The following is a 23,481-nucleotide window of genomic DNA, read 5'->3' on the forward strand; positions in this document are numbered from 1 at the left end:
GCAGATGAAACAGTTCAATAAATATAACTTAGGCTGGTTCCTGCTGATTGCCGTCAGTGGTATTGCACTATTTTTTGGTGTCAGTTCCGGCCTGATTTCAACTTTCCAACAAATTACTTTAATGACTATTTTAATTAACATTATTTTGGCAATCGGGTTAAACCTTGTCATCGGTTTTTCAGGGCAGTTCTCCCTTGGACATGCCGGTTTTATGGCTATTGGTGCTTATAGTGGTGCTGTAGTCAGCAAGTATATCGATGGCTTGGCTGGCTTTTTCGTAGGTGTATTGGCAGGCATGGTTATCGCGATGCTTGTTGCGATGATAGTTGGGATCCCAACGCTTCGTCTAAAAGGAGATTACCTGGCAATCGCAACACTGGGAGTTGCGGAAATCATTCGTATATTAATCATTAATATGCCTGATTTAACCAATGGAGCCAGAGGGATTAGCGGTATTTCTTTCCCGTTCGAATCCAATTTAAGCTTCATTATGGTGACTTTTGCCTTTGTTGTTGTGACAACCATTGTCATTGTGAACTACATCAAGAGTAGCCCTGGTCGTGCAACGATATCTATTCGAGAAGATGAAATCGCGGCAGAATCAATGGGAATCAATACAACTCTTTATAAAGTGATTGCGTTTATGTTGGGAGCAATGACTGCCAGCATCGCGGGAAACTTGTACGCAACGTTCTTTAGTGTTATCAACCCAGCAGACTTTACATTCCAAAAATCCATCGATATTTTGATTATCGTTGTATTTGGTGGAATTGGTAGTGTGACTGGAACGGTCGTTGCTGCAGTTGTTTTAGGTTTACTTAATACCGTATTACAATCGGCAGGACAACTGCGGATGGTATTTTATGCGATTGCCTTAATCGCTATCATGGTATTCCGCCCAGGTGGATTGCTTGGAAACAAAGAGTTTACAATTTCAGGAATTTTGGATCGTAAGAAAGGGGTGGAGAAATGAGTTTATTGGAAGTGACAGATTTAACTAAAAACTTTGGTGGTCTTGCGGCTCTTTCTAACGTCAATTTCCACCTTGAAAGTAATGAATTAGTTGGTTTGATTGGACCGAATGGTGCTGGTAAAACAACGTTTTTCAACCTTTTAACGGGTGTTTATGTTCCATCTGAAGGGGATATTCTCCTGGAAACAGATGGAGTAAAAACCAAATTAAATGGAAAAAAACCTTATGTCATAACAGACTTAGGATTAGCACGGACTTTCCAGAATATTCGTTTGTTTAAAGATTTGACGGTTATCGAAAATGTTATGATTGCTTTGCATAGTAAAAGTGGTATCGGAACGCTGCACAGTATCTTCCGTACTCCCAAATATTATGATAATGATCGCAAATTACGTGAAGAGGCAGTAGAACTTCTTAAAATTTTTAATCTTGAAAATAAATTGGAAACATTGGCACGTAATCTGCCTTACGGTGAACAACGTCGTTTGGAAATAGTACGGGCCTTGGCAACACAACCGAAAATCCTGTTTTTAGATGAACCGGCTGCGGGAATGAATCCACAGGAAACAGCAGAGTTAACAGGACTAATTAAACAGATTCAACAGCAATTCAAAATCACTGTCGTTTTAATCGAACACGATATGTCATTGGTTATGAATGTTTGCGAACGTATCTATTGTTTGGAGTACGGCCGTTTAATTGCGGAAGGTACACCTGAAGAAATCCAAAAAAATCCAGCTGTTATTAAAGCATACTTGGGAGGCGAGTAATCATGCTGAAAGTTAAAAATCTATCTGTCAATTATGGCATGATTCAAGCCGTGAAAGATATCTCTTTCGAGGTTAATGAAGGAGAAATTGTTTCACTCATCGGTGCCAATGGCGCTGGGAAAACAACAATCTTGCGAACTATTTCCGGACTTGTACGTCCGGCTTCCGGTCAGATCGAATATCTGGGAACCGACATTGCTAAGGATGCACCACGGAAAATCGTTGAAAAAGGATTGATTCAGGTTCCGGAAGGACGTCATGTTTTCAAGGGCCTAACGGTTCAAGAAAACTTGGATCTGGGTAGTTTTACGCGGAAAGACAAAGCAAATATCAACGCGGATCTGGAACATGTTTTTGAACGATTCCCCATTTTGGCAGAACGTAAAAATCAAGACGCGGCCACTCTTTCTGGTGGTGAACAACAAATGTTGGCAATGGGGCGGGCATTGATGTCCAAACCGAAATTGTTGTTACTGGATGAGCCTTCAATGGGATTGGCCCCAATCTTTATTAAAGAGATTTTCCGTATTATTCAAGATATTCAAAAACAAGGAACGACTATTTTGTTGATTGAACAAAATGCTAAAGTTGCTTTGCAAATTTCTGATCGCGGCTATGTTTTGGAAACGGGTAAAGTTGTCCTAACCGATACAGGTGAGAAGTTATTGCAAAGTGATGCAGTTCAAAAAGCCTATCTAGGAGGGTAATGCATGGATGTAAATAGCTATATGTCAAAAGATTTAATAACGATTGATCCAGGTACAAAAATTTTGGATGCACTTGATTTAATGAAAAAGCACAACATTCACCGTCTGCCTGTTGTTGAAGGGAATCGCTTGATCGGTTTGGTCACTGAGGGAATCGTTAGCCGTAATACACCATCAACCATGACAAGTTTGGATATGCGTGAAGTAACGTATTTGTTGAATAGAACGAGCGCCAAGGATATCATGGAAAAGAACGTAATTACGATACATAAAGATGCTTTGTTGGAAGAAGCGGCCGTTAGCATGCGGAAAAATGCGATTAGTGTTTTGCCGGTTGTTGAAGGAGAAAATAACTTGGTCGGCATTATTACCGAAAAAGATATTTTGGATGCTTTTGTTGATGTTCTTGGCTTCTATACACCTGGCGTTCGTGTAGTCATCAATATTCCCGAAGACCGTAAAGGTGTTTTGGAGGAAGTCACAGACTTCTTTGCGGAAGCAGAAATTAATATCCAGCAAATTGCGGTCTATCGCAAAGATCGCATACAAGTGGTTATCCAAGTTGATAGTACGGATGTTGATGGTATTAAATCCCATTTAGAAGCGCAAGGGTTTGAAGTGGGTTCCATTATGTATAAAGATAATCAAGTCAAATAGTGCAAAGAAGCCAGGCGCCTGCTTGGTTTTTTTGTATACATAATCAAAGTATTCGTCTATTCTCTCGAAAGAAGGATTGGCTATTTCCTTGTGATAAGGTAAACTAGAAGCTTACTCTATGAACTGGGAAATGAGATGTGGGTACGATGGAAACAAAGATCTATTTACTTTTGACGGACACGGGGAGCCTGTTGTCGCAGACGATTAAACAATTCACTAAACAAAAATACAACCATTGTTCTTTAGCGTTTGATTTAGAGCTAGATCAGACCTACAGTTTTGGGCGGAAGCAGCCATGGAATCCTCTTAACGGAGGATTTGTACAGGAGGATGTCCATTCTGACTTTTTCATGTCCAGCGATTGTGCGCTTTATTCATTGATCGTGACTGATGAACAAAAAAATAAAATGATCCGGTTTATCGAAAAGACAAAACAACAAGAGAATGAAATGAAATATAACTTTTTAGGCTTGGTTGCAGCAAATTTGGAAATTGAATGGCAAAGGGAATACCATTATTTCTGTTCAGAATTCGTTGCCACTACCTTGACTGAAGGGGGCGTATTTTTTCCTTCAAAGCCTTTGTCCTTTATCGCGCCTTATGATTTGATAGACGCCTTGCCATTAGAGCTTATCTTTGAGGGTACTGTTTATGAATACATCCAAATGACTAAAGGAATATGGTTAGCAACAATATAAGAAGCTTGGTGCATGGGTGCACCAAGCTTTTTTTGCCCCTTTTTTTAGTCATAGAAAACCCTTTACTTTTTTTTGTATAAAGCTATATTATAGTGTTGTGTTACACGTATTAAGTGTATAATAGAACTATCTTAGACTAAAGGAGGCTTTCTCATGAATCAAGCACTAACAGCAATTGTTTTACACGCAATTAAAGAACAGTATGTGAGCGAAAAAGCATTTTATTCTGGTCAATTAGGTATTTCTTCTCAAAGTTGGGATCGATGGAAAAAAGGTGAGCACGGTTTGAGGCCGGACAATATGAATATTGTTTCGCGTCTGTTTACAGACTACGAGTGGATGCTCGTACAAAAAGTCTCCCGCAATGCAGATATTTTGCCGGAGGTTTCTGAGAATCCTGTCCGTGAGTATCAATTTTTGAAATATCAAGTGGCTAAAAAATGGCTTCAAACTGGCTTGGCAACCATTACTTGGAAAAGTAGTGAAAATCATGAGCATGATGAAGGTCACCGTAAACCGGCAACCACGACTTTACGTCTAGAAGCAAGTTATGATTTTTGGAGTTACAAGGATATTCTGGATTTACGTTTACCAAGTGTTATCCGTTACCAAATCGAATCACAAAAAGTGGATTTGTTGGAATGGATGGCAGAGAACGACCCAGACAGTATCGAAGCAATGAAGTAAAAAAAATAAATACTAAATGAGTGACTATGTTTTGTGATAAGATAGGGAATGAAAATTCTGTCCAAGAAAGGTCTCTTTTATAATGATGAACAATAATTCGAAAAATAAAAAAATACTTGCAACGTTGGCTCTTTCAGGTTTTACTATCTTTAGTTTGAGTGCTTGTGGTCTGGTGTCAAACACACCTGACAAGCAAGAATCTTCGTCCGAAATTATCAGCCAATTGGAGTCACATTCTGAATCATTACCGGGTTCACAAGTAACCGAATCTTCTGAAAACCCCAAGGCAAGTGAAATAGAAGCTTTGGAAAGCAAATTAGTTAAAACACCGGATGTCCATTCTTCGGATTGGAATTTGATTTTAGTCAATCAAGCCAATCAACTAACGGAAGATCTTGATTTCGAACCTTATACCGCTTCGAGTGGTGAAGTGATGGATGCGCGTGTGGCCGAAGATTTCGAACGAATGATTGCAGATGGCGAGGCACAAGGCCTACAGTTTATTTTTGAATCAGGTTATCGCTCTTATGCATACCAAGAACAAATATACCATAATGTTTACAATGGCCATATTAATAATGGCTATTCTGAAGCAGATGCGCAGGCAATGACTGAAGATTTTATTGCTGTTCCTGGAACAAGTGAGCATATGACGGGATTGGCTCTTGATATTACAGAGCCAAGTATCCACCATCTGGAGAACGGACTCATTACCGAGTTTGAAGATACACCGGAAGGACAATGGCTACACCAAAATGCATCTGATTATGGTTTTATTTTACGGTATCCACGAGGTAAAGAAGGCATTATTGATGTGAATTATGAATCTTGGCATTTTCGTTATGTCGGGCAAGAAAATGCGCAATATATAACGGAGAACGATTTAGCACTGGAAGAATATATTGCAATTTTGAATAATAACGAAGCGATTCGTCAGCAAATAAGCGAACTATCAGAATAGCTCATTGTTGGGGGAGCAGAGAATGGCGATAATGAAATGGAATAAACAGTCAAAACGAAGAGTACGACAAATAAAACAAAAGGTAATTGGTTTCTTATTTGCCTGTACCGTGATTTTTATGGCGGGATATTCAATTAATGAGAGCTACTCTTCTTCAAACGGGGCGCATTCAGAAGCCTTGACACTCGAGAAGGAACAAGCATTCATCCAACTGATTTTGCCGGTATCGCAAACGATGTATGAAATTTACGGTATCAGGCCCAGTGTCAGTATTGCCCAAGCAATTTTAGAATCGGATTGGGGCGAAAGTGAACTGGCAGCGAAATACAACAATCTTTACGGCAGAAAAACCAGTGATATAAATAATGCCATATTAATGGAAACGAGTGAGTTTACAGATGGTGAGTGGGTCATTATTTCTGATTATTTTAAGGTATACTCTGATGTGACGGAATCCATCGAAGATCATGCAAAGTTGATGGTAGAGGGAACCGACTGGAATCCTGAGTTGTATCATCCAGTTATTGAAGCCCAGACTTATCAAGAAGCTTCCCAAGCGTTACAACAGTCGGGCTATGCAACGGACCCTGATTATCCGCAAAAACTGGTTGAAATTATTGAACGTTATGAACTCTATAAATATGATGTTCCAAGATAACCCGGAACGGTAAAATAAGGTGGTAAGGCAATGGTAACAATTAATCTACCTGGACAAACGATAGGCATCATAGGCAAAGGGAAGATGACAGAACGTCTTCAAGTAGCAGCGGAAGAACGCGGCTACCTTACTGCACTTTTTTCAAATGAAAAAGATGCGGACCTATTGGATTTTGCAAACAAAGCGAATCTCTTGGTCTTTGAATCCGAAACGGTCGAGACTGATGAGCTTGAGGCTCTGCAAAAGTATATAGAAATCCCCCAACTATCTGAAGCGATTTCCGTTACGCAAGACCGTTTGATTGAAAAAGTGTTTTTGGAATCATTGAATATTAATGTCGTTCCTTACGCCACCATTACGTCTGTCGAAGATTTAAAAGACGTCATCGGAAGCATTGGTTTTCCTTGTGTTTTAAAACCAATCCGGGTAGAAAAGAATCAGCCCAGTAACGTGATGCTTTATAGCGAGGAAGATTTTGGGAAAACGGAGCCATTATTACGCACCGGCACGTGTATCCTGGATGCTTGGGTTCCCTATGACCAAGAACTGGCGGTCTCCTTCGTCAGCGGCAAAAATGGGCAACTCGAAGCTTTTCCGGTTGTTGAAACAATTTATCAAAAACATCATCTGCAAGGAATTATTGCCCCTGCTCAAATTGAACCAGAGATGAGTCAAGCACTTGTAGCGATTGGTAAAAGCATAACTGAGGCAATGGCTCTTTGTGGAATTATCACCACTGAATTTTTGGTAACTGCTGTCGGTACGATTTATGTAAAACGAGTAACGACTGGGGTTCAAAAAATACTGGATTATACTCTGGATGGGACGAATATTAATCAATACGAACTGTTTATTCGCGCCATTTGCGGATTGCCAATTCCACCAGTAAAGCTCATCCAACCCGTTGTTTCTTATTTAGTTAAACCGCATGCTAAGGATTTGATGTTTAATCAAATCATGGTACAAGGTGAATGGTATTTACGAACCATAGATTCAGGCTGGTTAATCACTGCAATGAATGAAACATGGGAAACGATGATAGCATCTTTTCAAGCGGAGTAAATTTACAAAAATTTTACATGCTTTTTACGCGGAATCAATATGTACGGGTTATATTATAGGTACCCAAACCCTTCAATGGTTTCCCACAATAACCATTATTAAATACTCTCTGCCAATTTCGGCAGGGGGTATTTTTTTATTCATGAATAAGCTTAAAAACCCTTTAAAATCCAAAGATTTTCAATACGTTTCATTGATGATGAAGCTGTAAAATGATAGACTAGAGCATGATGCTTATGGAGAGAATAAGGAAGGATGGCAGATGTGCAAGAACATAAATTACTTAAAGGTATGAACCCTAAACAAAAAGAAGCTGTTCTGGCTACTGAAGGGCCATTATTGATTATGGCCGGAGCCGGAAGTGGGAAGACACGCGTCCTCACACACCGGATGGCTTATTTACTGCAAGAAAAACTCGTAAATCCCTGGAACATTTTAGCCATCACCTTTACAAATAAAGCTGCTAAAGAAATGAAAGAGCGGGTTACCCGTCTTGTTGGAACAGCTGGGAATGACATGTGGGTATCCACTTTCCACGCGATGTGTGTGCGTATTTTACGTCGGGAAGCTGAACAGATTGGTTATTCCCGTAATTTCACGATTTGCGATCAAAGTGAAACAGAAACGTTGATGAAACGCATCGTCAAGGACAAAAATCTGGATTCAAAAAAATTCGAACCGCGTGCGATTCTTGGCAAAATCTCTGGTGCAAAAAATGAATTGTTGACACCTAAAGAATATGCCAACATGACGGGAAATTATTTCGATAATATCGTGGCTGAGTGTTATGAGGCCTACCAACGTCATTTAAAAAATGCGCAATCGATGGACTTTGATGACTTAATTATGTTGACCGTTCAATTATTTGAAGATTACCCCGACACATTGGCGTACTACCAAAATAAATTCCATTACATCCATGTGGATGAATATCAGGATACAAACTACGCACAATACAAATTGGTCCAATTACTGGCCCAGAAATTCCAAAACATCTGTGTGGTAGGAGATGCGGATCAAAGCATTTATGGCTGGCGGGGCGCGGATATGTCCAATATCATGAATTTTGAAAAAGATTATCCCAAAGCCCAAGTTGTCCTTTTGGAACAAAATTATCGTTCTACTAAGACGATTCTGAAAGCGGCAAACGGAGTCATTAAAAATAACAATAATCGTAAAGATAAAAAGTTATGGACTGAAAATGTGGAAGGTGAGAAAATCACGTATTACCGCGCCCAATCTGAACATGATGAGGCCCGTTACATTGTCGGTACCATGCAGCAACAAGTTCGTGATAAAGGACGGAAATATGGTGATTTCGCTATTTTATACCGGACGAATGCCCAGTCACGGGTCATTGAAGATACATTGGTTAAATCAAATATCCGTTACAAAATGGTTGGGGGCCGTAAGTTCTACGATCGTAAAGAGATTAAAGACGTCATGGCCTATTTGCGCCTGATTTCCAACCCGGCTGATGATTTAAGTTTTAACCGAATCATCAATGTTCCAAAACGTGGAATCGGAGGCGTCAGTTTGCAAAAACTGTATGATTTCGCAGATATTTATGATTATTCCTATCTGGATGCAGCCAAAAATGTTAGCTTATCACCTTTAACAGGCAAAGCTGCGACTGAAACGGGTAAATTCGCTAAAATGATGACCGATTTGCAGAAGATGGTTGAATTCCTCTCTGTTACAGAAATAGTAGAAGAAATGTTGAAACAGACCGGTTACCTTGAAAGTTTGAAACAAGAAAATACGCTAGAGGCAGAAACGCGTATCGATAACATCAATGAATTCCTCTCGGTAACGCAAGAATTTGACAAGCAATCAGGAGGCGAGAGCGATTTAATAAGCTTCCTGACTGATTTGGCCTTGGTTTCCGACTTGGACCAGGTTGAAGAAGAACCACAAGCCGAAGTGACATTGATGACGATGCATGCGGCTAAAGGACTTGAATTCCCAGTCGTCTTCATTATCGGCGTGGAAGAAGGAGTTTTCCCATCTTACCGTTCCTTGATGGAAGAATCGGAGATGGAAGAAGAACGTCGCTTAGCTTATGTTGGGATTACGCGTGCGGAGCAGGAACTATTCATTACCAATGCATACAGTCGTTTATTGTATGGTCGTACTCAGAATAATCCTCCGTCTCGTTTCCTGGAAGAGATGGATGCTGATGTTTTGGAATACGCAAATGGTTCTGGTAAATCAGCGGCAACAACTGTACAATCACAATCTGTTCCATCTGCCAACACTTACCGCCAACGGTGGAAAAATGACCGTTATGACCGTGCCTTTTCGCAACCACAAGCAGCACCGGAAACAACACAAACCGTTGCTCAAGCTGGAAACAGTGGGGCTGATAAATTGGCCTGGAAAGTAGGCGACAAAGCGACCCACAAGAAATGGGGAACGGGGATCGTTGTTCAAACCACAGGCGAGGGCGACGGACTGCAATTGGACATTGCCTTTAAGGATATCGGTATCAAGCGGTTATTGGCGTCCTTTGCACCCATTGAAAAAGAATAGAGAGGGCTGGGAAACATGTCTAAAATAACCTTAGCAGAGTCAGAAGAACGCGCACGTTACCTTCGGGACCAATTAAATAGATTTGGCTACGAGTATTATGTCCTGGATGCACCGACTGTTTCTGATCAAGAATATGATCAGCTCTACCATGAACTTGTTGCCATTGAAACGGCCTATCCCGAATTAATTGTTTCAGAATCGCCAACGCAACGTGTGGGGGGGAAACTCTTATCTGGGTTTGAAAAAGTGGCCCATGACGTTCCAATGCTAAGTTTGGGAAACGCATTTAGTCTGGAAGATTTAGAAAATTTCGACCAGCGTATTCGCAAACTGACCGATAAACCATTCACGTATACTTGCGAACTGAAAATCGACGGCTTGGCCATCTCCTTAAAATACGAAAAAGGTATCTTCAAGCGTGGAGCAACGCGTGGGGATGGTACAATCGGTGAGGAAATCACTCAAAATTTGCGAACCATCAAAGCGATTCCGTTAAGACTACGGGAACCTGTAACCTTTGAGGTCCGGGGTGAGTGTTATATGCCAAAAAGTGCCTTCGCAAAATTAAACGAAGACCGGGATGAAAAAGGCTTGGAAATTTTTGCCAATCCCCGTAATGCTGCAGCTGGTTCCATTCGCCAACTCGATTCAAAAATTACGGCCGGTCGTAATTTAAATGTCTTTTTGTATGGTGCCACTAATTTTGATGAACTGGCTGTGAAGACACAATCAGAGTTGTTGACGAAACTTTCAGAAATCGGATTACGAACAAACACGCTGCGACAAGAATGTGAAACCATTGAAGAAGTGTGGGCGTTTATTGAAGCAATGAGAGAAAAACGTCTCACGTTGCCATATGATATCGACGGCGTTGTTATTAAAGTGGATGATTTCGCTACGCAGGAAGAAATTGGCTACACTGTCAAAGCCCCGCGGTGGGCAATTGCTTATAAATTTCCAGCAGAGGAACAAGAAACCATCCTTCGTGATATTGAATGGACGGTTGGCCGTACCGGTGTAGTCACTCCAACGGCTATCATGGATCCTGTTTTTATTGCCGGTTCAACTGTTCAACGGGCAAGTTTGCATAATGTCGATTTGGTGAAAGAAAAAGATGTCCGCATCGGAGACACTGTTTTAATTCACAAAGCCGGAGATATCATTCCAGAAATTATTTCTGTCAATCTTGACAAACGGTCAGAAGACAGCGAACCTTACACCATCCCGACTAATTGTCCGGCGTGTGATAGCCACTTGGCACATTTGGAAGACGAGGTGGCCTTGCGATGTTTGAACCCACAGTGTCCTGCTCAAATGAAAGAAGGCTTGTCTCACTTTGTATCCCGTAATGCGATGAATATAACGGGGCTTGGTGTGCGCGTAGTGAGTCAAATGTATGAAAAAGGTTTAGTAAAAGACGTTGCTGGTTTGTATACATTGACTATGGATGATTTGTTGCAACTCGACAAAATAAAAGAAAAATCAGCGAATAATATTCTGAGTGCCATTGATAAAAGTCGAGAAAATTCCCTTGAACGCTTGATATTTGGATTAGGCATCCGTAATGTTGGTGCCAAAGCAGCCAAAATGCTGGCGGAGGAATTTGAAACGATTGAGCGCTTGATGGCAGCTTCCAAGGAAGACATTGATGCCATTGAAGGATTTGGGGAAACGATTGCCGATAGTGTCGTGCAATTTTTCGCATTGCCTGAAGTCGCAGTATTGATTGAAGAATTCCGGGAAAATGGCGTCAATTTAATTTACAAAGGACCAAAGAAAGCCGCTGTCATTGAAAATGATTCGATTTGGCAAGGAAAAACAGTCGTATTGACTGGTAAATTGACCACCTATACACGTCCGGAAGCAACAGAAATGATTGAACGCCTGGGTGGAAAGGTGACCGGAAGTGTTTCGAAAAACACAGACTGGTTGATTGCTGGGGAAGATGCCGGCAGTAAGTTGACGAAAGCACAGTCACTGAATATTCCCGTTTGGACAGAAGCCGAAATGGTGCGTCACTTAGAAAGTAGTGGAACGAATGAAAATGAATAAACCGAGATGGAAAATGGGTGTGTTGCTGGCGAGCCTGGGCTTGTTAGCGGCCTGTACAGATTTGGAAAAATCAAGTGAACAAACACCGCAGACAAACAACAATCTGGTGCCAGTTGAAACGACAACCAATCAGCTCTCTAATGCTTATTATCGTGCGCTGATTGTGGATGGAACTTATAAGTCCAGTCAAAACCGCGGGGTGAGTCTGGAGTTGAATTCCACTGTAAACATGAAAGACTTTGAATCCGGCTTGCTGGATGTCGCACGCAGTGTGTTCTCAACGGACACGTATTATTTCCAGGAAGGCCAAGTTATTACTGAAGAAGTAGCACAAAGTTGGTTAGGTCGGAAAACAGAAGACAACCCAGATGGTTTGAATCCAACCGGAAATGATTCTGATGATCCTAAAACACGAGTTCCTAAATATTTATCACAAATCGTTGAACAGGATTATCTGGTTCAGACTGAAAAAGGTTTTGAATTAGGCGGTATTGCAATTGGCTTGGCGATGAACAAAATCGATTACTATACGACAAAAGATGAAAAAGATCGTATTTATACACATGAACAAGAACTTGATATCGCTAAAATTGAAGAAAATGCTAAAAAGTACGGGAACCAGATTGTAAGACGATTGCGAGGAGAAGAAGGTTTAGAATCGATTCCCATCGTAGTTGGTATTTTTATCCAATCACCTCAAGATAGTTTAGCAGGTGGGGTCTATAAGTTTGAAGGGTTGTCCCAGGAAGGAAATAGCGTGGATGAATGGGTGGAGCGTAAGGAAGAGAAAATTCTGTTTCCTTCTAACGAGGAATCAGAAGACGCTTCTCACTTTGCGAACTTCAAAAATGAAATCCAAAGTTTCTTCCCTAATTTAAGTGGGGTGACCGGTATAGGTCGTTATAATAATAGCCAACTCCAAAGTTTGGAAATTAATATCATGACCCAATTCTACGGTGAAACGGAAATCATCGCCTTTACGCAACATATTACCGATGCTGCAAGCCAATACTTGCCACAAGATGCGCAAATAGAAATAAAGGTGGAATCAATCGATGGGATTGAATCCTTTGTAGCCAGAGATAACGGTTCTCAGAACTTTACCTATCATATCTTTGATTAATCATTAAAGAACGTGTTCGAAACGCGTTAAATATGCTAAAATTGATAGACGAGAAAATGGAAAGAAGGGGAAACAATGGCAATTAGTGAAGAAGAAGTACGCCATGTAGCAAAACTGGCTAAACTTGAATTTAAACCAGAAGAAATTGTACACTTTACCGAACAAATGAGCGATATTTTGGATATGGTTGAACAACTGAATAGCGTTGATACAACAGATGTTCCAGTAACAACACATGGTGTAGTGTTGAAGAACGTAATGCGTCCAGACGTGGCTGAACCAGGAACTGATCGTGACTTACTATTCAAAAATGTTAAAACAGCGGAAGGTGGCATGATTCAAGTGCCGGCAATTTTAGATAATGAGGTGGAGGGCGCATGAGTAAATATACTGAAACATTGAAAAGCCTTCACGAAGGGTTAGTAAATAAACAATTTTCTTCTGTTGAACTAACCAAAGAAGCATTCAAACGTATTGCGGAAACTGACTCAAAAGTTGAAGCATTCCTTGCTTTGAACGAAGCAGAAGCATTAAAACAAGCAGAAGCTGCAGACGCGCGTGGTTATGCAGATGGCAATGTTCTGAACGGTATTCCCTTGGGAATCAAAGATAACATTGTTACTGAAGGGTTAACAACAACAGCTGCCAGCCATATGTTGGAAGATTTTGTTCCGATTTATGACGCAACGGTTGTGGCAAAATTGAAGGAAGCCGGTGCGGTCAACGTCGGTAAACTGAATATGGACGAATTTGCTATGGGTGGTTCTACCGAAACGTCTTACTTCAAGAAAACAAAAAATGCTTGGGACTTGAGCAAAGTTCCTGGTGGTTCTTCCGGTGGTTCAGCAGCAGCTGTAGCTTCCGGTCAAATCCTGGGTTCTTTAGGAACAGATACGGGTGGATCGATCCGTCAACCAGCTGCCTTTAACGGTATCGTTGGTATGAAACCGACATATGGTCGTGTTTCTCGTTACGGTTTAATCGCATTCTCTTCAAGCTTGGACCAAATCGGACCATTCTCACGCACGGTTACCGATAATGCATTGCTATTGGAAGCAATCAGTGGTTATGACAAACGTGATTCCACAAGTGCGAAACTTGAAGTTCCTAAATTCAGCGCAAACTTGAACGGTAAAGTAGCAGGCATGAGAGTAGCATTGCCAAAAGAATACTTCCAAGAAGGTGTAAATGCTGAAATTCAAGATGCAGTTCGCAAAGCGGCTGCACAATTTGAAGAAATGGGCGCAACCGTTGAAGAAGTAAGTTTGCCAACACTATCTTATGGTATTCCAGCTTACTACATTATTGCTTCATCAGAAGCATCTTCTAACTTACAACGTTTCGATGGTATCCGTTACGGTCACCGTGCTGACGATGTTAACTCATTGGAAGATATCTATGTGAAGAGCCGTTCTGAAGGTTTCGGTATGGAAGTAAAACGCCGTATCATGTTAGGAACTTTCTCACTAAGTGCAGGTTTCTACGATGCTTATTTCAAGAAAGCGGGTCAAGTACGTACGTTAATTAAACGCGACTTTGAGCGCATTTTCAGCGAGTACGACTTTATCTTGGGACCTACAACAACGACAACAGCATTTGATTTAGGCTCAAAGAGCGACAACCCGCTTGAAATGTACATGTCCGACTTATTGACTGTTACAATCAACCTAGCTGGTGTTCCTGCCATTTCTGTACCAGGCGGATTCTCCCAAGAAGGTTTGCCAATCGGTATCCAATTGATTGGTAACTACTTCGAAGAAGCAAAACTTTACCAAGCAGCATTTGCCCTCGAACAAGCAAATGACTATCATGCGAAACACCCAAACTTGTAGGAGGCGACAGAGATGAATTACGAAACAGTCATCGGACTTGAGGTCCACGTAGAATTAAAAACTGAATCAAAAATGTTCTCCCCATCTCCAGCACACTTTGGGGCAGAACCAAACTCAAACACAAACGTTATCGACTGGGGTTACCCAGGCGTTTTACCAGTTATCAATGAAGGTGCCATTGAATTCGGTATGAAAGCTGCTTTAGCTTTGAACTGTGAAATCAATCGCGAAACGCATTTTGACCGTAAAAACTACTTCTACCCAGATAATCCAAAAGCATATCAAATTTCGCAATTGGATCGTCCAATCGGCTACAATGGCTGGATTGAAATCGAAGTAGAAGGTAAAAAGAAAAAAATCCGCATCGAACGTGTCCACTTGGAAGAAGATGCTGGTAAAAACACGCACGGTTCCGACGGTTACTCTTATGTCGATTTGAACCGTCAAGGAACACCTTTGATCGAGATCGTTTCCGAAGCAGATATGCGTTCACCTGAAGAAGCATACGCATACTTGGAAGCAATCCGTGAGATCATCATGTATACAGGCGTTTCCGACGTGAAGATGGAAGAAGGTTCAATGCGTTGCGACGCGAACATTTCAATCCGTCCTTACGGCCAAGAAAAATTCGGTACAAAGACAGAGTTGAAAAACTTGAACTCCTTCAACTTTGTTCGCCGTGGTCTTGCATTTGAAGAAAAACGTCAAGCACGCGTATTGAACGCAGGTGGCGTGATTCAACAAGAAACACGTCGTATCGATGAAACAACGGGCGAAACAATTTTGATGCGTGTTAAAGAAGGGGAAAGTGATTACCGTTACTTCCCAGAACCAGACCTTCCAGAATTGGAAATTTCTGAAGAATGGATCGAAAAAGTACGCGCAGAATTGCCAGCAATGCCAAAAGAACGTCGTCAAAAATATGTATCTGAATATGATTTACCGGAGTATGATGCCATGGTATTGACGCTATCAAAAGAAATGTCTGATTTCTTTGAAGCAACAATTGCGGCTGGTGGCGATCCAAAACAAGCTTCAAACTGGTTGATGGGTGAAGTATCTGCTTACTTGAACAGCGAAAAAGTTGAGTTGGCAGAAACGAAACTAACGCCAGAAAACTTGGCAGGCATGATTACCTTGATTGAAGATGGTACAATCAGCTCGAAAATTGCCAAAAAAGTATTCCGTCTTTTGGCAACAAAAGGTGGCAATGCTAAAGAAGTTGTTGAAAAAGAAGGCTTGATTCAAATGTCTGATCCAAGCGCATTGTTACCAATCATCAATAGCGTATTGGATGCTAATCAACAATCAATCGATGACTTCAAGGCAGGTAAAGATCGTGCTAAAGGATTCTTGGTAGGTCAAATTATGAAACAAACAAAAGGCCAAGCGAACCCGGGTATGGTTAACAAACTGTTGGCTGAAGAATTAGGCAAGAGATAATTTAAAAGGATGACTGAGCGTGCTCAGTCATCCTTTTTTGGTTCTTGGTTATCTGGTGTTGGTGAAGGAAATGCCCTTCGGCCTGCGTGTTTGCTTGTGTACTGCCGTGGGACCGCCCCGAGCCTGTAGTCTCCGGGCTTGCAAGCCTCAAAGGGACCGTAGACGCTGAAGCATCAACGGTCCCTACTTTCGCATTGCATCCTGGACACGGCCACAAGCAACCCCACCGTCCTTCGGGATTTCCGCGAAGAATACCTACCAACACTATAAATAATAGAACCTCTTTTTTTGTACACGCGATTGGACATAACTATTAATTTTCCCGTAATTTAAAATCATCAGTAGGCACTAAAATAAGGAAAACCATTTTGTTTCCTACGATGGGCTCCTTGTGTGTCAATCATTCTCCAATATGTTATAATAGCCAACGTATCTGATTGTAGAAAGTAGATAGTTGAAAGTAGGGCAATCATAGATGAGAGCTAGAGTCATATATAATCCGTCTTCAGGACGGGAACAATTAAAAAAGAATATGTTGGATATCCTCGAAATATTGGAAGATGCGGGCTATGAAGCCAGTGCTTTTCCTACAAAACCAGAACCCAATTCGGCCGCAAATGAAGCGAGGCGTGCGGCGTTAAATGGGTTTGATTTAATCGTTGCAGCAGGTGGGGATGGAACGGTTAATGATGTCATTAACGGTATCGCAGGCCTACCAAAACGTCCAAAAGTGGGTATCATTCCAGCGGGAACGACCAACGATTATGCACGCGCATTGAAAATACCACGCAACAATTTATTGGATGCTGCTCGGGTTATCGCAGCGGGCAATGTGATTCCAATGGATATTGGGCAAGCAAACGATCAATACTTTGTAAACATTGCAGCCGGTGGTTATTTAACGGATTTAACCTACCAAGTTCCGGCAAAATTAAAAACGGCGTTCGGCTATTTAGCCTATCTAGTAAAAGGGGCGGAATTGTTACCAAGTGTTCGTCCTATCCATATGCATATTGAATATGAAGGCGGGGAGTACGACGGAACCGCATCGATGTTTTTTGTAGCAATGACAAATTCCACTGGTGGATTTGAAATGCTCGATCCCAATATCATGTTAGGGGATGGGAAGTTCTCGTTATTCGTTATAAAAACAGCCAATATATTTGAAATACTTCAAATCATTGCAGCCGTTTTGAATGGTGGCAAGCACATCGATCATCCACAAGTCCTTTACGCAAAAACGAATTTTGTTAAAGTACGTTCACGGGATGGCCATCGTTTGATGTTGAACCTTGATGGCGAATACGGTGGCGATGCCCCCGTAACCTTTACAAATCATCAACAACACATCAATATCATTGGTAATTATTTTGAACCTATTGGTGAACTTGAACCACAAGAGCCAAGAGATGCCTTTATGGAAACCGTGAATCAGCTTGAAGAAGAAAATGAACAATAAGACAAAGGCACCACTCGATAATTGAGTGGTGCCTTTGTGTATATTGTTAATTCCATGCAACTCATTCTCCCGCTAAATATCCCCAGAATGTGGAAAAGGGTATTTTCTTTTTTGGAGTTGATAGGAGTCTATCAAACAGAAACCGGTTCCCTATATGACGTTAAAGGTTTGTGAAAAAAGTTCTAAAATTTTAGTATAGTCAATATAGGGATAAACACCAAGAATAACAAGAATAATATTATCGTTAAATTAGTTAATCTGATATATATTGTTAATAATAGCAATTTTTTTTGGCTTTAAAATAACTAAACAGGCGCAATTTAGTTATTTTAGGCCCGATTATTACCATGTTTTGACAAAAAACACATTTTGAGTCAAACTTAAGGCAAAAGAAAACAGGAATAGTCATGGTTATGAAAACGGTTAACGTATATAATGATGACAGGACGTTGAAAGGGGAAGTCGACTTTGGATAATTTATTGGTTGGCACCAGGATAAAGGGAATTACTTATGAATTGGATTTCAACACCCATGATTCCAATGAGTTGGTATTACTGCATGGAGGGAATTGTCGTTTCCTGGTTGGAAATCAATTCTATTATCTGCAACCAGGTAACTTACTGATGCTCGATGGTAACGTTGTACACAAAGCCTATGTTTTTGGTGATCCCCTAGCATATGAACGCTCTGTTTTGAAATTTAAGACAGAATGGATTCAACCATTATTACAGGAATTGCATGTTGAAGAGGTATTAAACTTATTCAATGAGAGTAAGAATGGTTTGATTCGTCATTTTCCAAAGAAAGGCGAAGCAATCATTGAAGGCATGTTTCGTGATATCGAAAACCTTTGGGTGGAAGAAGGAAGAAACCTTTCTTCTATTGAAGAAGCTAAAATCAAAATGATGGTTGCGCAACTTCTCATTTACATGTACGAGTCAAAAAGTACGCGTGTTCATAAAGAAGACACACAACGGGATGAAAAAACGAAAATGGTAGAAAAGATTTCGAATTACTTATTTTCTAATTTTCATCATTCAATAACGATTGATGATGTGGCACATGAAGTAGGGTTGACAAAATCATATATGTCACATTTGTTTAAGGACATTACTGGTAATACAGTAATGAATTACTTAATGAATTATCGGCTTTCCCAAGCCCGTAACTACTTAATAGAAAGACCTAATGAACCTATTCGGGAAATATCAGTGGATTGCGGGTTCAAAAGCGAAGCGCATTTTAGTCGCTTTTTCAAAAAAAATATTGGTGTAACACCTAGTGAATATCGAAAAAATATAATAGAACAAGGAGAATCGGAAAATGGTAGATAAAGTTAAATTAGGAATTATTGGATATGGGGCAGAAGGTGGCATGTACGCAAACTTCTTCAAAACACAAGATGAGCGTTTGAATTCAGATTTGATTGAGTTGGTTGCAATTTGTGACAACGACCCAGTTAAAAAGGAAAAAGTTGCTGAGGATTTCCCTGGCCTACCATTTTTTGATAACTATTTAGACTTACTTGATTCAGGACTTGTTAATGCGATCGTTACCACTGTTCCTCATTACGATCACTGTGTAATGGGTATTGATGCATTGAATCGTGGCATTCACCTATTGGGGGAAAAACCAGCGGGTGTTTATACAAAAGAAGTTAAACGTTTGATTGAAACAGCAGAAAAAAATCCAGAAACAACATTTGCTATCTTCTTTAACCAACGTACAAATCCATTGTACCGTCGCGTTAAACAATTAATGGAAGAAGGCGCTATCGGTGAATTGCAACGTGCGACATGGATCATTACGACTTGGTGGCGTCCACAAGGTTATTACAACCAAAGCAGCTGGCGTGCAACTTGGGGCGGAGAAGGCGGCGGCGTTCTTGTAAACCAAGCACCTCACCAATTAGACTTGTTGCAATGGATTTGTGGAAAACCTGAAAAAGTATTTGCTAAAATGAAATACGGTGCAGGCCGTGATATCGTGGTAGAAAACGAAGTGAATGCATTGCTTGACTTCGGTAATGGCGCAACTGGTTCATTCATTACTTGTACAAATGACTTGACTGGTACAGACCGTCTTGAAATCTTCGGTTCAAAAGGAAAAATCGTTGTGGAAGGATCCAAGAAATTGATCGTCACACAACTGGTTAAACCTGAAGAAGAATTGTCTGAAAACATGGCAATGGAAGACGTTATGAAACTTTTCATGGGCCAATTGAATGCAGATGAAATGTACTCTGTTACAACAGAAGAATTCCAACAAAAAATGGGTGATCAACATATCGAAGTATTCAACAACTTCGCAAGCCATATTGTCAATGGAACTGAATTGTTGGCACCAGGTTCTGAAGGGATTAATGGTGTACGCTTGGCTAACTCCATGCATTTATCAGAATGGTTAGGTAAAGAAGTTGAATACGATCATGATTCAGATTTATACTTGGAAGAATTGAATAAACGCATTGCAGAAGAAGGAAAATTCGAAACAAGAGCATAATGATAATCGGAGGGACTAGAAAACATGGCTAAAATTGGTGTTCAAGCTTCAACGGTAAAAGAACAAATTAAAGAAATCGGCATTTATGAAACAATGAAGAGACTCTCTGAAATTGGTTACAATTCCATTGAAATTTCTCAAGTCGATACTACTCCTGAAAACATTGCGGCAATCCAAAAAGCTACAAAAGACTTTGGAATGGAAATTGCGTCCATGTCAGCATCTTTGGAACCACAAAAAGAAGGTGCGGAATCATTAACTACTGACTACGACAAAATCGTTGCTGATTGTAAAGCAGTCGGGGCAGACTTATTGCGGATTGGTATGCTACCTATGCCGGCAATGGCAAGTTTGGAAAAAGTATTGGAATTTTGTGAAAAAGTAAATGAAGTAACGCAAAAATTAAAAGAAGATGGCATTACGCTTTACTATCACAACCACCATGTTGAGTTCCGTAAGTACGATGGAAAAACACTGCTGGATATCATTCGTGAAAAAGCACCATTGTTGGGCTTTGAATTGGATGTTCACTGGATTCAACGCGGTGGGGCAAACCCATTGGAAGTCATCCGGGATTATAAAGGGAAAGTGGAATTGATTCACTTGAAAGATTACCGTGTCGGTGCTATTCCGCAAGAGGCTGTGGATGCTCTTTTCAAAGGAGAAATGGATCCGTTTATGCATGCCTTCACTAACTTGATAGAATTTGCTGAGTTAGGAACTGGAACAATGCCTTTGAAAGAAATCATTGAAGAATCCTTGTCCTCAGGCGTTCGCTACTTGCTGGTTGAACAAGATGATACATACGGAGTCGATCCATTTGAAAGTTTGAAAATTTCCTATGATCACTTGATTGAATTGGGTTACTCAGAATTATTCTAAAATTTGACCCCTCTGGAGAAAACAGCTTCTCCAGAGGGGTTTTTGTGTATGAAATGAGGAAGCTTACTAAAAATCAACAAACATGGTATAATGTGTATATAAGATTTTGAAATGAGAGGCGGAGAATCCGGCTCTTGTTATTATTTTCAAATCTATAAGGAGGAATACCATTGTATCAAGTTAATGATTATGTTGTTTATGGTAATGAAGGCGTGTGCCAGATTGAGGCAATTGAGATGCTTGATTTTACGAAATCAGGAAATGAAAGAGCCTACTATGTCCTTCAGCCAGTCTCTCGGAATGGTAAAGTTTATACGCCAGTTGATACGAAAGTCTTTATGCGGCCCGTTATTTCGAAAGAAACAGCAGAAGCTTTAATTACACAAATTCCTTTGATTAAAGCTGAAACAGGGGGCCCTACAAACGCGGCAATTTTGAAGAATAAATACACTGAGACACTCCAAGAAAATAATTGCGAAGACCTCGTTCAGTTAATTAAATCTATTTATCAAAAAGGCGTTATAGCGCAAGAAAAAAATAAAAAAATGGGCCAAACCGACAAGTTCTTCCTACGTAAAGCTGAAGACTTGCTCTATGGTGAGCTTGCAGTTGTTTTTGATATGTCGACAGGTAGAGTACGCGAGTACGTCGAAAATAAAGTAGAAGCTATTATCGAAAGTAAATAATTATATAACTGTCTCAAATTTCAATTGTGAAATATGAGCAGTTTTTTTGTTATACTAGATAATATTGAAAAAAGAAAAAAGGAAGTAGTATAATGAACAAATTTATGCAGTGGTTTCAAAATATCATGCGCCAATCCAATGGCATTGATGATTTATCAACTTTTTTATTAAAAACAGGATCGATAATTGGGGTGCTTGGGTTCTTATTCAGTAATCGTATTATCATTTGGATAGGATTTATTCTCATTATCTTGATGTACATCCGTACTTTCATGAAAGACAAACAAAAATTTTACCAACACAATCGCAAATATCACGAAATACGAAATAAAATCATCAACTATTTCAATGGGCAACGTAATCTTGCCGAGCGTAAGCACAAGCGATTTAATCAACGAAAAACGCACCGTTTCTACAAATGTCCAAAGTGTGGGCAAAAAATACGTGTTCCCAAAGGTAAAGGGAAGATTGCCATTACATGTCCGTCCTGTTCTGAAAGGTTTGTGAAGAAGACGTGAAGAAATTAAAAAAATTCTCGTTTTGGGCCTTTCTTTTATTCCTGTTAACAGCCTGTACAAGCGTTGGACTAATTGAAGAAAGCGTCCAAACTGAATCAAGTACTCCAGCTGTTGCTGAAACGGTTATTTACGAAGAATGGTACTCCAGTAAAGAGGAAGTCGCTGAATACATTTATCTTTATGAAGAACTGCCCCCTAATTATCTAACCAAGAATGAAGCGCGGGAACTGGGTTGGGATAATGCTAAAGGAAACTTATGGGAAGTAGCGGAAGGGATGTCAATCGGAGGCGATTATTTCGGGAACCGTGAAGGACTGTTACCTGAGGAGTCCGGTCGCGATTATTATGAGGCCGATATTAATTATCAAGGTGGCTATCGTAATGCAGAGCGTATTGTGTTTTCAAATGATGGTTTGATCTATTATACCGATGATCATTATGAATCATTTGAACATTTATATGGGGAGGAGTAGACATGAAAAATATTCTTTTGGACGGGCGCGAGTTTGTTGACAAAGCAACGACTCATACAATCCTGAAAGATAAGTTGGAACTCCCGGAATATTATGGTAGAAACCTGGATGCCTTATGGGATAGCCTATCGACCAACTTTTCAGAAAAAGTGATTACAATCCAAGATCCTATTTTGATAGAAAAAAACCTCGGACGCTACGGCAAGGCTCTATTACGCTTGTTCGATGAATTGAATGAAGCCAATGATGCAATAACAATTGTGTATGCCTATACCTTCAATGAAAAAGAGACAGAATTCTAGGATTCTGTCTCTTTTTTGGTGTGGGATATTACTTTCGTATCGCGTTTATCAGCGATTTCTTTTGCCCGCTTTTCCGCTTCCTGTTTGGTCGGAAAAGTTTCCGAGGCTCGCTCTGCACCTTCAGTTTTTATTTCCCAATGCTCTTTGTCGGACACGTAACGTACATGTACATCTTTTTCAATATACTCGGGTCCCTTGTTATTATGATTTGTTTTATGGTCTTTTAAATCTTTATTCTTGAGCTTTCTTTTTTCGGAGGTGGTGGCATCTGCCACCCATTTCTTGGCTTGTGCAGTGGCAATAGGGATGGCATCTTCATCTTTGTACCCGTCTTCCAACATCGCATTAGCAATATCAATGGCTTTTCGTCTGGTATCGGCATCTAAGTTTTTCCAACTATCGGGATAATCCTTTTCAGTCCAGGGCATTATCATCCACTCCTTTAGTCAATTGTAAAAGAAACTGTATCCAGATGCCATTTTTTTGCAAGAAGCAATGGACTT

At 40.4% G+C, this 23,481-nt stretch carries 24 protein-coding genes; 23 read left to right on the forward strand and 1 reads right to left on the reverse strand.

Going from position 1 to position 23,481, the window contains the following annotated elements; genetic code table 11:
• The first annotated feature begins 4 nt into the window (after positions 1 to 4).
• From ACTVAI_RS09965 to ACTVAI_RS10075, 23 genes are all read left to right on the forward strand, one after another.
• The gene (locus tag ACTVAI_RS09965) at positions 5 to 973 is read left to right on the forward strand and encodes a branched-chain amino acid ABC transporter permease (protein ID WP_443486557.1); all 969 of its coding nucleotides are present in this window, start codon (positions 5 to 7) and stop codon (positions 971 to 973) included.
• Complete coding sequence (locus ACTVAI_RS09970) at positions 970 to 1,743, forward strand: ABC transporter ATP-binding protein (RefSeq protein ID WP_443473427.1); 774 nt, start codon at positions 970 to 972, stop codon at positions 1,741 to 1,743. The genes ACTVAI_RS09965 and ACTVAI_RS09970 overlap by 4 nt, the downstream gene beginning before the upstream one ends.
• A gap of 2 nt (positions 1,744 to 1,745) precedes the next feature.
• A complete protein-coding gene (locus tag ACTVAI_RS09975; RefSeq protein ID WP_443473426.1) occupies positions 1,746 to 2,450 on the forward strand; it encodes an ABC transporter ATP-binding protein in 705 nt (234 codons plus the stop codon).
• 3 nt (positions 2,451 to 2,453) lie between these two features.
• Positions 2,454 to 3,107: a CBS and ACT domain-containing protein gene (locus ACTVAI_RS09980; RefSeq protein ID WP_443473425.1), complete on the forward strand. Its 654-nt coding sequence runs from the start codon at positions 2,454 to 2,456 to the stop codon at positions 3,105 to 3,107.
• A gap of 146 nt (positions 3,108 to 3,253) precedes the next feature.
• Entirely contained in the window at positions 3,254 to 3,805 is a 552-nt protein-coding gene (locus ACTVAI_RS09985; protein WP_443473424.1) for a hypothetical protein, read from the forward strand.
• Between the two features lie 153 nt (positions 3,806 to 3,958).
• Complete coding sequence (locus ACTVAI_RS09990; RefSeq protein WP_443473423.1) at positions 3,959 to 4,492, forward strand: hypothetical protein; 534 nt, start codon at positions 3,959 to 3,961, stop codon at positions 4,490 to 4,492.
• Between the two features lie 82 nt (positions 4,493 to 4,574).
• Positions 4,575 to 5,453, forward strand: a complete 879-nt coding sequence (locus ACTVAI_RS09995) for a M15 family metallopeptidase (RefSeq protein WP_443486558.1) — start codon at positions 4,575 to 4,577, stop codon at positions 5,451 to 5,453.
• A 22-nt stretch (positions 5,454 to 5,475) separates the two neighbouring features.
• On the forward strand, positions 5,476 to 6,111 hold the full coding sequence (locus tag ACTVAI_RS10000; RefSeq protein WP_443486559.1) for a glycoside hydrolase family 73 protein: 636 nt from the start codon (positions 5,476 to 5,478) through the stop codon (positions 6,109 to 6,111).
• A gap of 30 nt (positions 6,112 to 6,141) precedes the next feature.
• Positions 6,142 to 7,173 carry an ATP-grasp domain-containing protein gene (locus ACTVAI_RS10005; protein WP_443486560.1) on the forward strand — a complete coding sequence of 344 codons (1,032 nt, stop codon included), beginning with the start codon at positions 6,142 to 6,144 and terminating at the stop codon, positions 7,171 to 7,173.
• 255 nt (positions 7,174 to 7,428) lie between these two features.
• Complete coding sequence (gene pcrA / locus ACTVAI_RS10010; protein WP_443486561.1) at positions 7,429 to 9,705, forward strand: DNA helicase PcrA; 2,277 nt, start codon at positions 7,429 to 7,431, stop codon at positions 9,703 to 9,705.
• Between the two features lie 15 nt (positions 9,706 to 9,720).
• The gene (ligA, locus tag ACTVAI_RS10015) at positions 9,721 to 11,757 is read left to right on the forward strand and encodes an NAD-dependent DNA ligase LigA (RefSeq protein WP_443486562.1); all 2,037 of its coding nucleotides are present in this window, start codon (positions 9,721 to 9,723) and stop codon (positions 11,755 to 11,757) included.
• Entirely contained in the window at positions 11,750 to 12,880 is a 1,131-nt protein-coding gene (locus ACTVAI_RS10020) for a CamS family sex pheromone protein (protein ID WP_443486563.1), read from the forward strand. The genes ligA and ACTVAI_RS10020 overlap by 8 nt, the downstream gene beginning before the upstream one ends.
• Before the next feature lie 75 nt (positions 12,881 to 12,955).
• Positions 12,956 to 13,261 carry an Asp-tRNA(Asn)/Glu-tRNA(Gln) amidotransferase subunit GatC gene (gene gatC / locus ACTVAI_RS10025; protein WP_443486564.1) on the forward strand — a complete coding sequence of 102 codons (306 nt, stop codon included), beginning with the start codon at positions 12,956 to 12,958 and terminating at the stop codon, positions 13,259 to 13,261.
• Positions 13,258 to 14,712 (forward strand): Asp-tRNA(Asn)/Glu-tRNA(Gln) amidotransferase subunit GatA, encoded by a 1,455-nt coding sequence (gene gatA / locus ACTVAI_RS10030; RefSeq protein WP_443486565.1) that lies wholly within the window; start codon positions 13,258 to 13,260, stop codon positions 14,710 to 14,712. The genes gatC and gatA overlap by 4 nt, the downstream gene beginning before the upstream one ends.
• Positions 14,713 to 14,724: 12 nt before the next feature.
• On the forward strand, positions 14,725 to 16,155 hold the full coding sequence (gene gatB, locus ACTVAI_RS10035; RefSeq protein ID WP_443473414.1) for an Asp-tRNA(Asn)/Glu-tRNA(Gln) amidotransferase subunit GatB: 1,431 nt from the start codon (positions 14,725 to 14,727) through the stop codon (positions 16,153 to 16,155).
• A gap of 475 nt (positions 16,156 to 16,630) precedes the next feature.
• On the forward strand, positions 16,631 to 17,614 hold the full coding sequence (locus tag ACTVAI_RS10040; RefSeq protein WP_443473413.1) for a diacylglycerol kinase family lipid kinase: 984 nt from the start codon (positions 16,631 to 16,633) through the stop codon (positions 17,612 to 17,614).
• 468 nt (positions 17,615 to 18,082) lie between these two features.
• On the forward strand, positions 18,083 to 18,949 hold the full coding sequence (locus ACTVAI_RS10045) for an AraC family transcriptional regulator (RefSeq protein WP_443473412.1): 867 nt from the start codon (positions 18,083 to 18,085) through the stop codon (positions 18,947 to 18,949).
• Complete coding sequence (locus ACTVAI_RS10050) at positions 18,939 to 20,117, forward strand: Gfo/Idh/MocA family protein (protein ID WP_443473411.1); 1,179 nt, start codon at positions 18,939 to 18,941, stop codon at positions 20,115 to 20,117. Before ACTVAI_RS10045 ends, ACTVAI_RS10050 begins: the two co-directional genes overlap by 11 nt.
• Positions 20,118 to 20,141: 24 nt before the next feature.
• Entirely contained in the window at positions 20,142 to 20,999 is an 858-nt protein-coding gene (locus ACTVAI_RS10055; RefSeq protein ID WP_443473410.1) for a sugar phosphate isomerase/epimerase family protein, read from the forward strand.
• Between the two features lie 170 nt (positions 21,000 to 21,169).
• Complete coding sequence (locus ACTVAI_RS10060; protein ID WP_443473409.1) at positions 21,170 to 21,685, forward strand: CarD family transcriptional regulator; 516 nt, start codon at positions 21,170 to 21,172, stop codon at positions 21,683 to 21,685.
• Between the two features lie 92 nt (positions 21,686 to 21,777).
• Positions 21,778 to 22,203: a hypothetical protein gene (locus ACTVAI_RS10065; RefSeq protein ID WP_443473408.1), complete on the forward strand. Its 426-nt coding sequence runs from the start codon at positions 21,778 to 21,780 to the stop codon at positions 22,201 to 22,203.
• Positions 22,200 to 22,676 carry a ribonuclease domain-containing protein gene (locus ACTVAI_RS10070; protein ID WP_443473407.1) on the forward strand — a complete coding sequence of 159 codons (477 nt, stop codon included), beginning with the start codon at positions 22,200 to 22,202 and terminating at the stop codon, positions 22,674 to 22,676. Before ACTVAI_RS10065 ends, ACTVAI_RS10070 begins: the two co-directional genes overlap by 4 nt.
• A gap of 2 nt (positions 22,677 to 22,678) precedes the next feature.
• The gene (locus ACTVAI_RS10075; protein WP_443473406.1) at positions 22,679 to 22,978 is read left to right on the forward strand and encodes a barstar family protein; all 300 of its coding nucleotides are present in this window, start codon (positions 22,679 to 22,681) and stop codon (positions 22,976 to 22,978) included.
• Here ACTVAI_RS10075 and ACTVAI_RS10080 read toward each other — a convergent pair.
• Entirely contained in the window at positions 22,975 to 23,406 is a 432-nt protein-coding gene (locus ACTVAI_RS10080; protein WP_443473405.1) for a DUF2188 domain-containing protein, read from the reverse strand. The two genes, ACTVAI_RS10075 and ACTVAI_RS10080, sit on opposite strands and share 4 nt — an antisense overlap.
• Positions 23,407 to 23,481: the final 75 nt, after the last annotated feature.

The sequence above is a fragment of the Jeotgalibaca sp. A127 genome (genome assembly GCF_052266745.1).
Lineage (GTDB): Bacteria > Bacillota > Bacilli > Lactobacillales > Aerococcaceae > Jeotgalibaca.

Bases quoted from the DNA above. Each gene is read 5' to 3' on its own strand.
- ACTVAI_RS09985 (WP_443473424.1), top strand. From the start codon at position 3,254: ATGGAAACAAAGATCTATTTACTTTTGACGGACACGGGGAGCCTGTTG.
- ACTVAI_RS10050 (WP_443473411.1), top strand. From the start codon at position 18,939: ATGGTAGATAAAGTTAAATTAGGAATTATTGGATATGGGGCAGAAGGT.
- ACTVAI_RS10075 (WP_443473406.1), top strand. From the start codon at position 22,679: ATGAAAAATATTCTTTTGGACGGGCGCGAGTTTGTTGACAAAGCAACG.
- ACTVAI_RS09995 (WP_443486558.1), top strand. From the start codon at position 4,575: ATGATGAACAATAATTCGAAAAATAAAAAAATACTTGCAACGTTGGCT.
- pcrA (WP_443486561.1), top strand. From the start codon at position 7,429: ATGGCAGATGTGCAAGAACATAAATTACTTAAAGGTATGAACCCTAAA.
- ACTVAI_RS10065 (WP_443473408.1), top strand. From the start codon at position 21,778: ATGAACAAATTTATGCAGTGGTTTCAAAATATCATGCGCCAATCCAAT.
- gatB (WP_443473414.1), top strand. From the start codon at position 14,725: ATGAATTACGAAACAGTCATCGGACTTGAGGTCCACGTAGAATTAAAA.
- gatA (WP_443486565.1), top strand. From the start codon at position 13,258: ATGAGTAAATATACTGAAACATTGAAAAGCCTTCACGAAGGGTTAGTA.
- ACTVAI_RS09990 (WP_443473423.1), top strand. From the start codon at position 3,959: ATGAATCAAGCACTAACAGCAATTGTTTTACACGCAATTAAAGAACAG.
- ACTVAI_RS10055 (WP_443473410.1), top strand. From the start codon at position 20,142: ATGGCTAAAATTGGTGTTCAAGCTTCAACGGTAAAAGAACAAATTAAA.
- ACTVAI_RS10000 (WP_443486559.1), top strand. From the start codon at position 5,476: ATGGCGATAATGAAATGGAATAAACAGTCAAAACGAAGAGTACGACAA.
- ACTVAI_RS09965 (WP_443486557.1), top strand. From the start codon at position 5: ATGAAACAGTTCAATAAATATAACTTAGGCTGGTTCCTGCTGATTGCC.
- ACTVAI_RS10020 (WP_443486563.1), top strand. From the start codon at position 11,750: ATGAATAAACCGAGATGGAAAATGGGTGTGTTGCTGGCGAGCCTGGGC.
- ACTVAI_RS10005 (WP_443486560.1), top strand. From the start codon at position 6,142: ATGGTAACAATTAATCTACCTGGACAAACGATAGGCATCATAGGCAAA.
- ACTVAI_RS10080 (WP_443473405.1), bottom strand. From the start codon at position 23,406: ATGCCCTGGACTGAAAAGGATTATCCCGATAGTTGGAAAAACTTAGAT.
- ACTVAI_RS09970 (WP_443473427.1), top strand. From the start codon at position 970: ATGAGTTTATTGGAAGTGACAGATTTAACTAAAAACTTTGGTGGTCTT.
- ACTVAI_RS09980 (WP_443473425.1), top strand. From the start codon at position 2,454: ATGGATGTAAATAGCTATATGTCAAAAGATTTAATAACGATTGATCCA.
- ligA (WP_443486562.1), top strand. From the start codon at position 9,721: ATGTCTAAAATAACCTTAGCAGAGTCAGAAGAACGCGCACGTTACCTT.
- ACTVAI_RS10040 (WP_443473413.1), top strand. From the start codon at position 16,631: ATGAGAGCTAGAGTCATATATAATCCGTCTTCAGGACGGGAACAATTA.
- gatC (WP_443486564.1), top strand. From the start codon at position 12,956: ATGGCAATTAGTGAAGAAGAAGTACGCCATGTAGCAAAACTGGCTAAA.
- ACTVAI_RS09975 (WP_443473426.1), top strand. From the start codon at position 1,746: ATGCTGAAAGTTAAAAATCTATCTGTCAATTATGGCATGATTCAAGCC.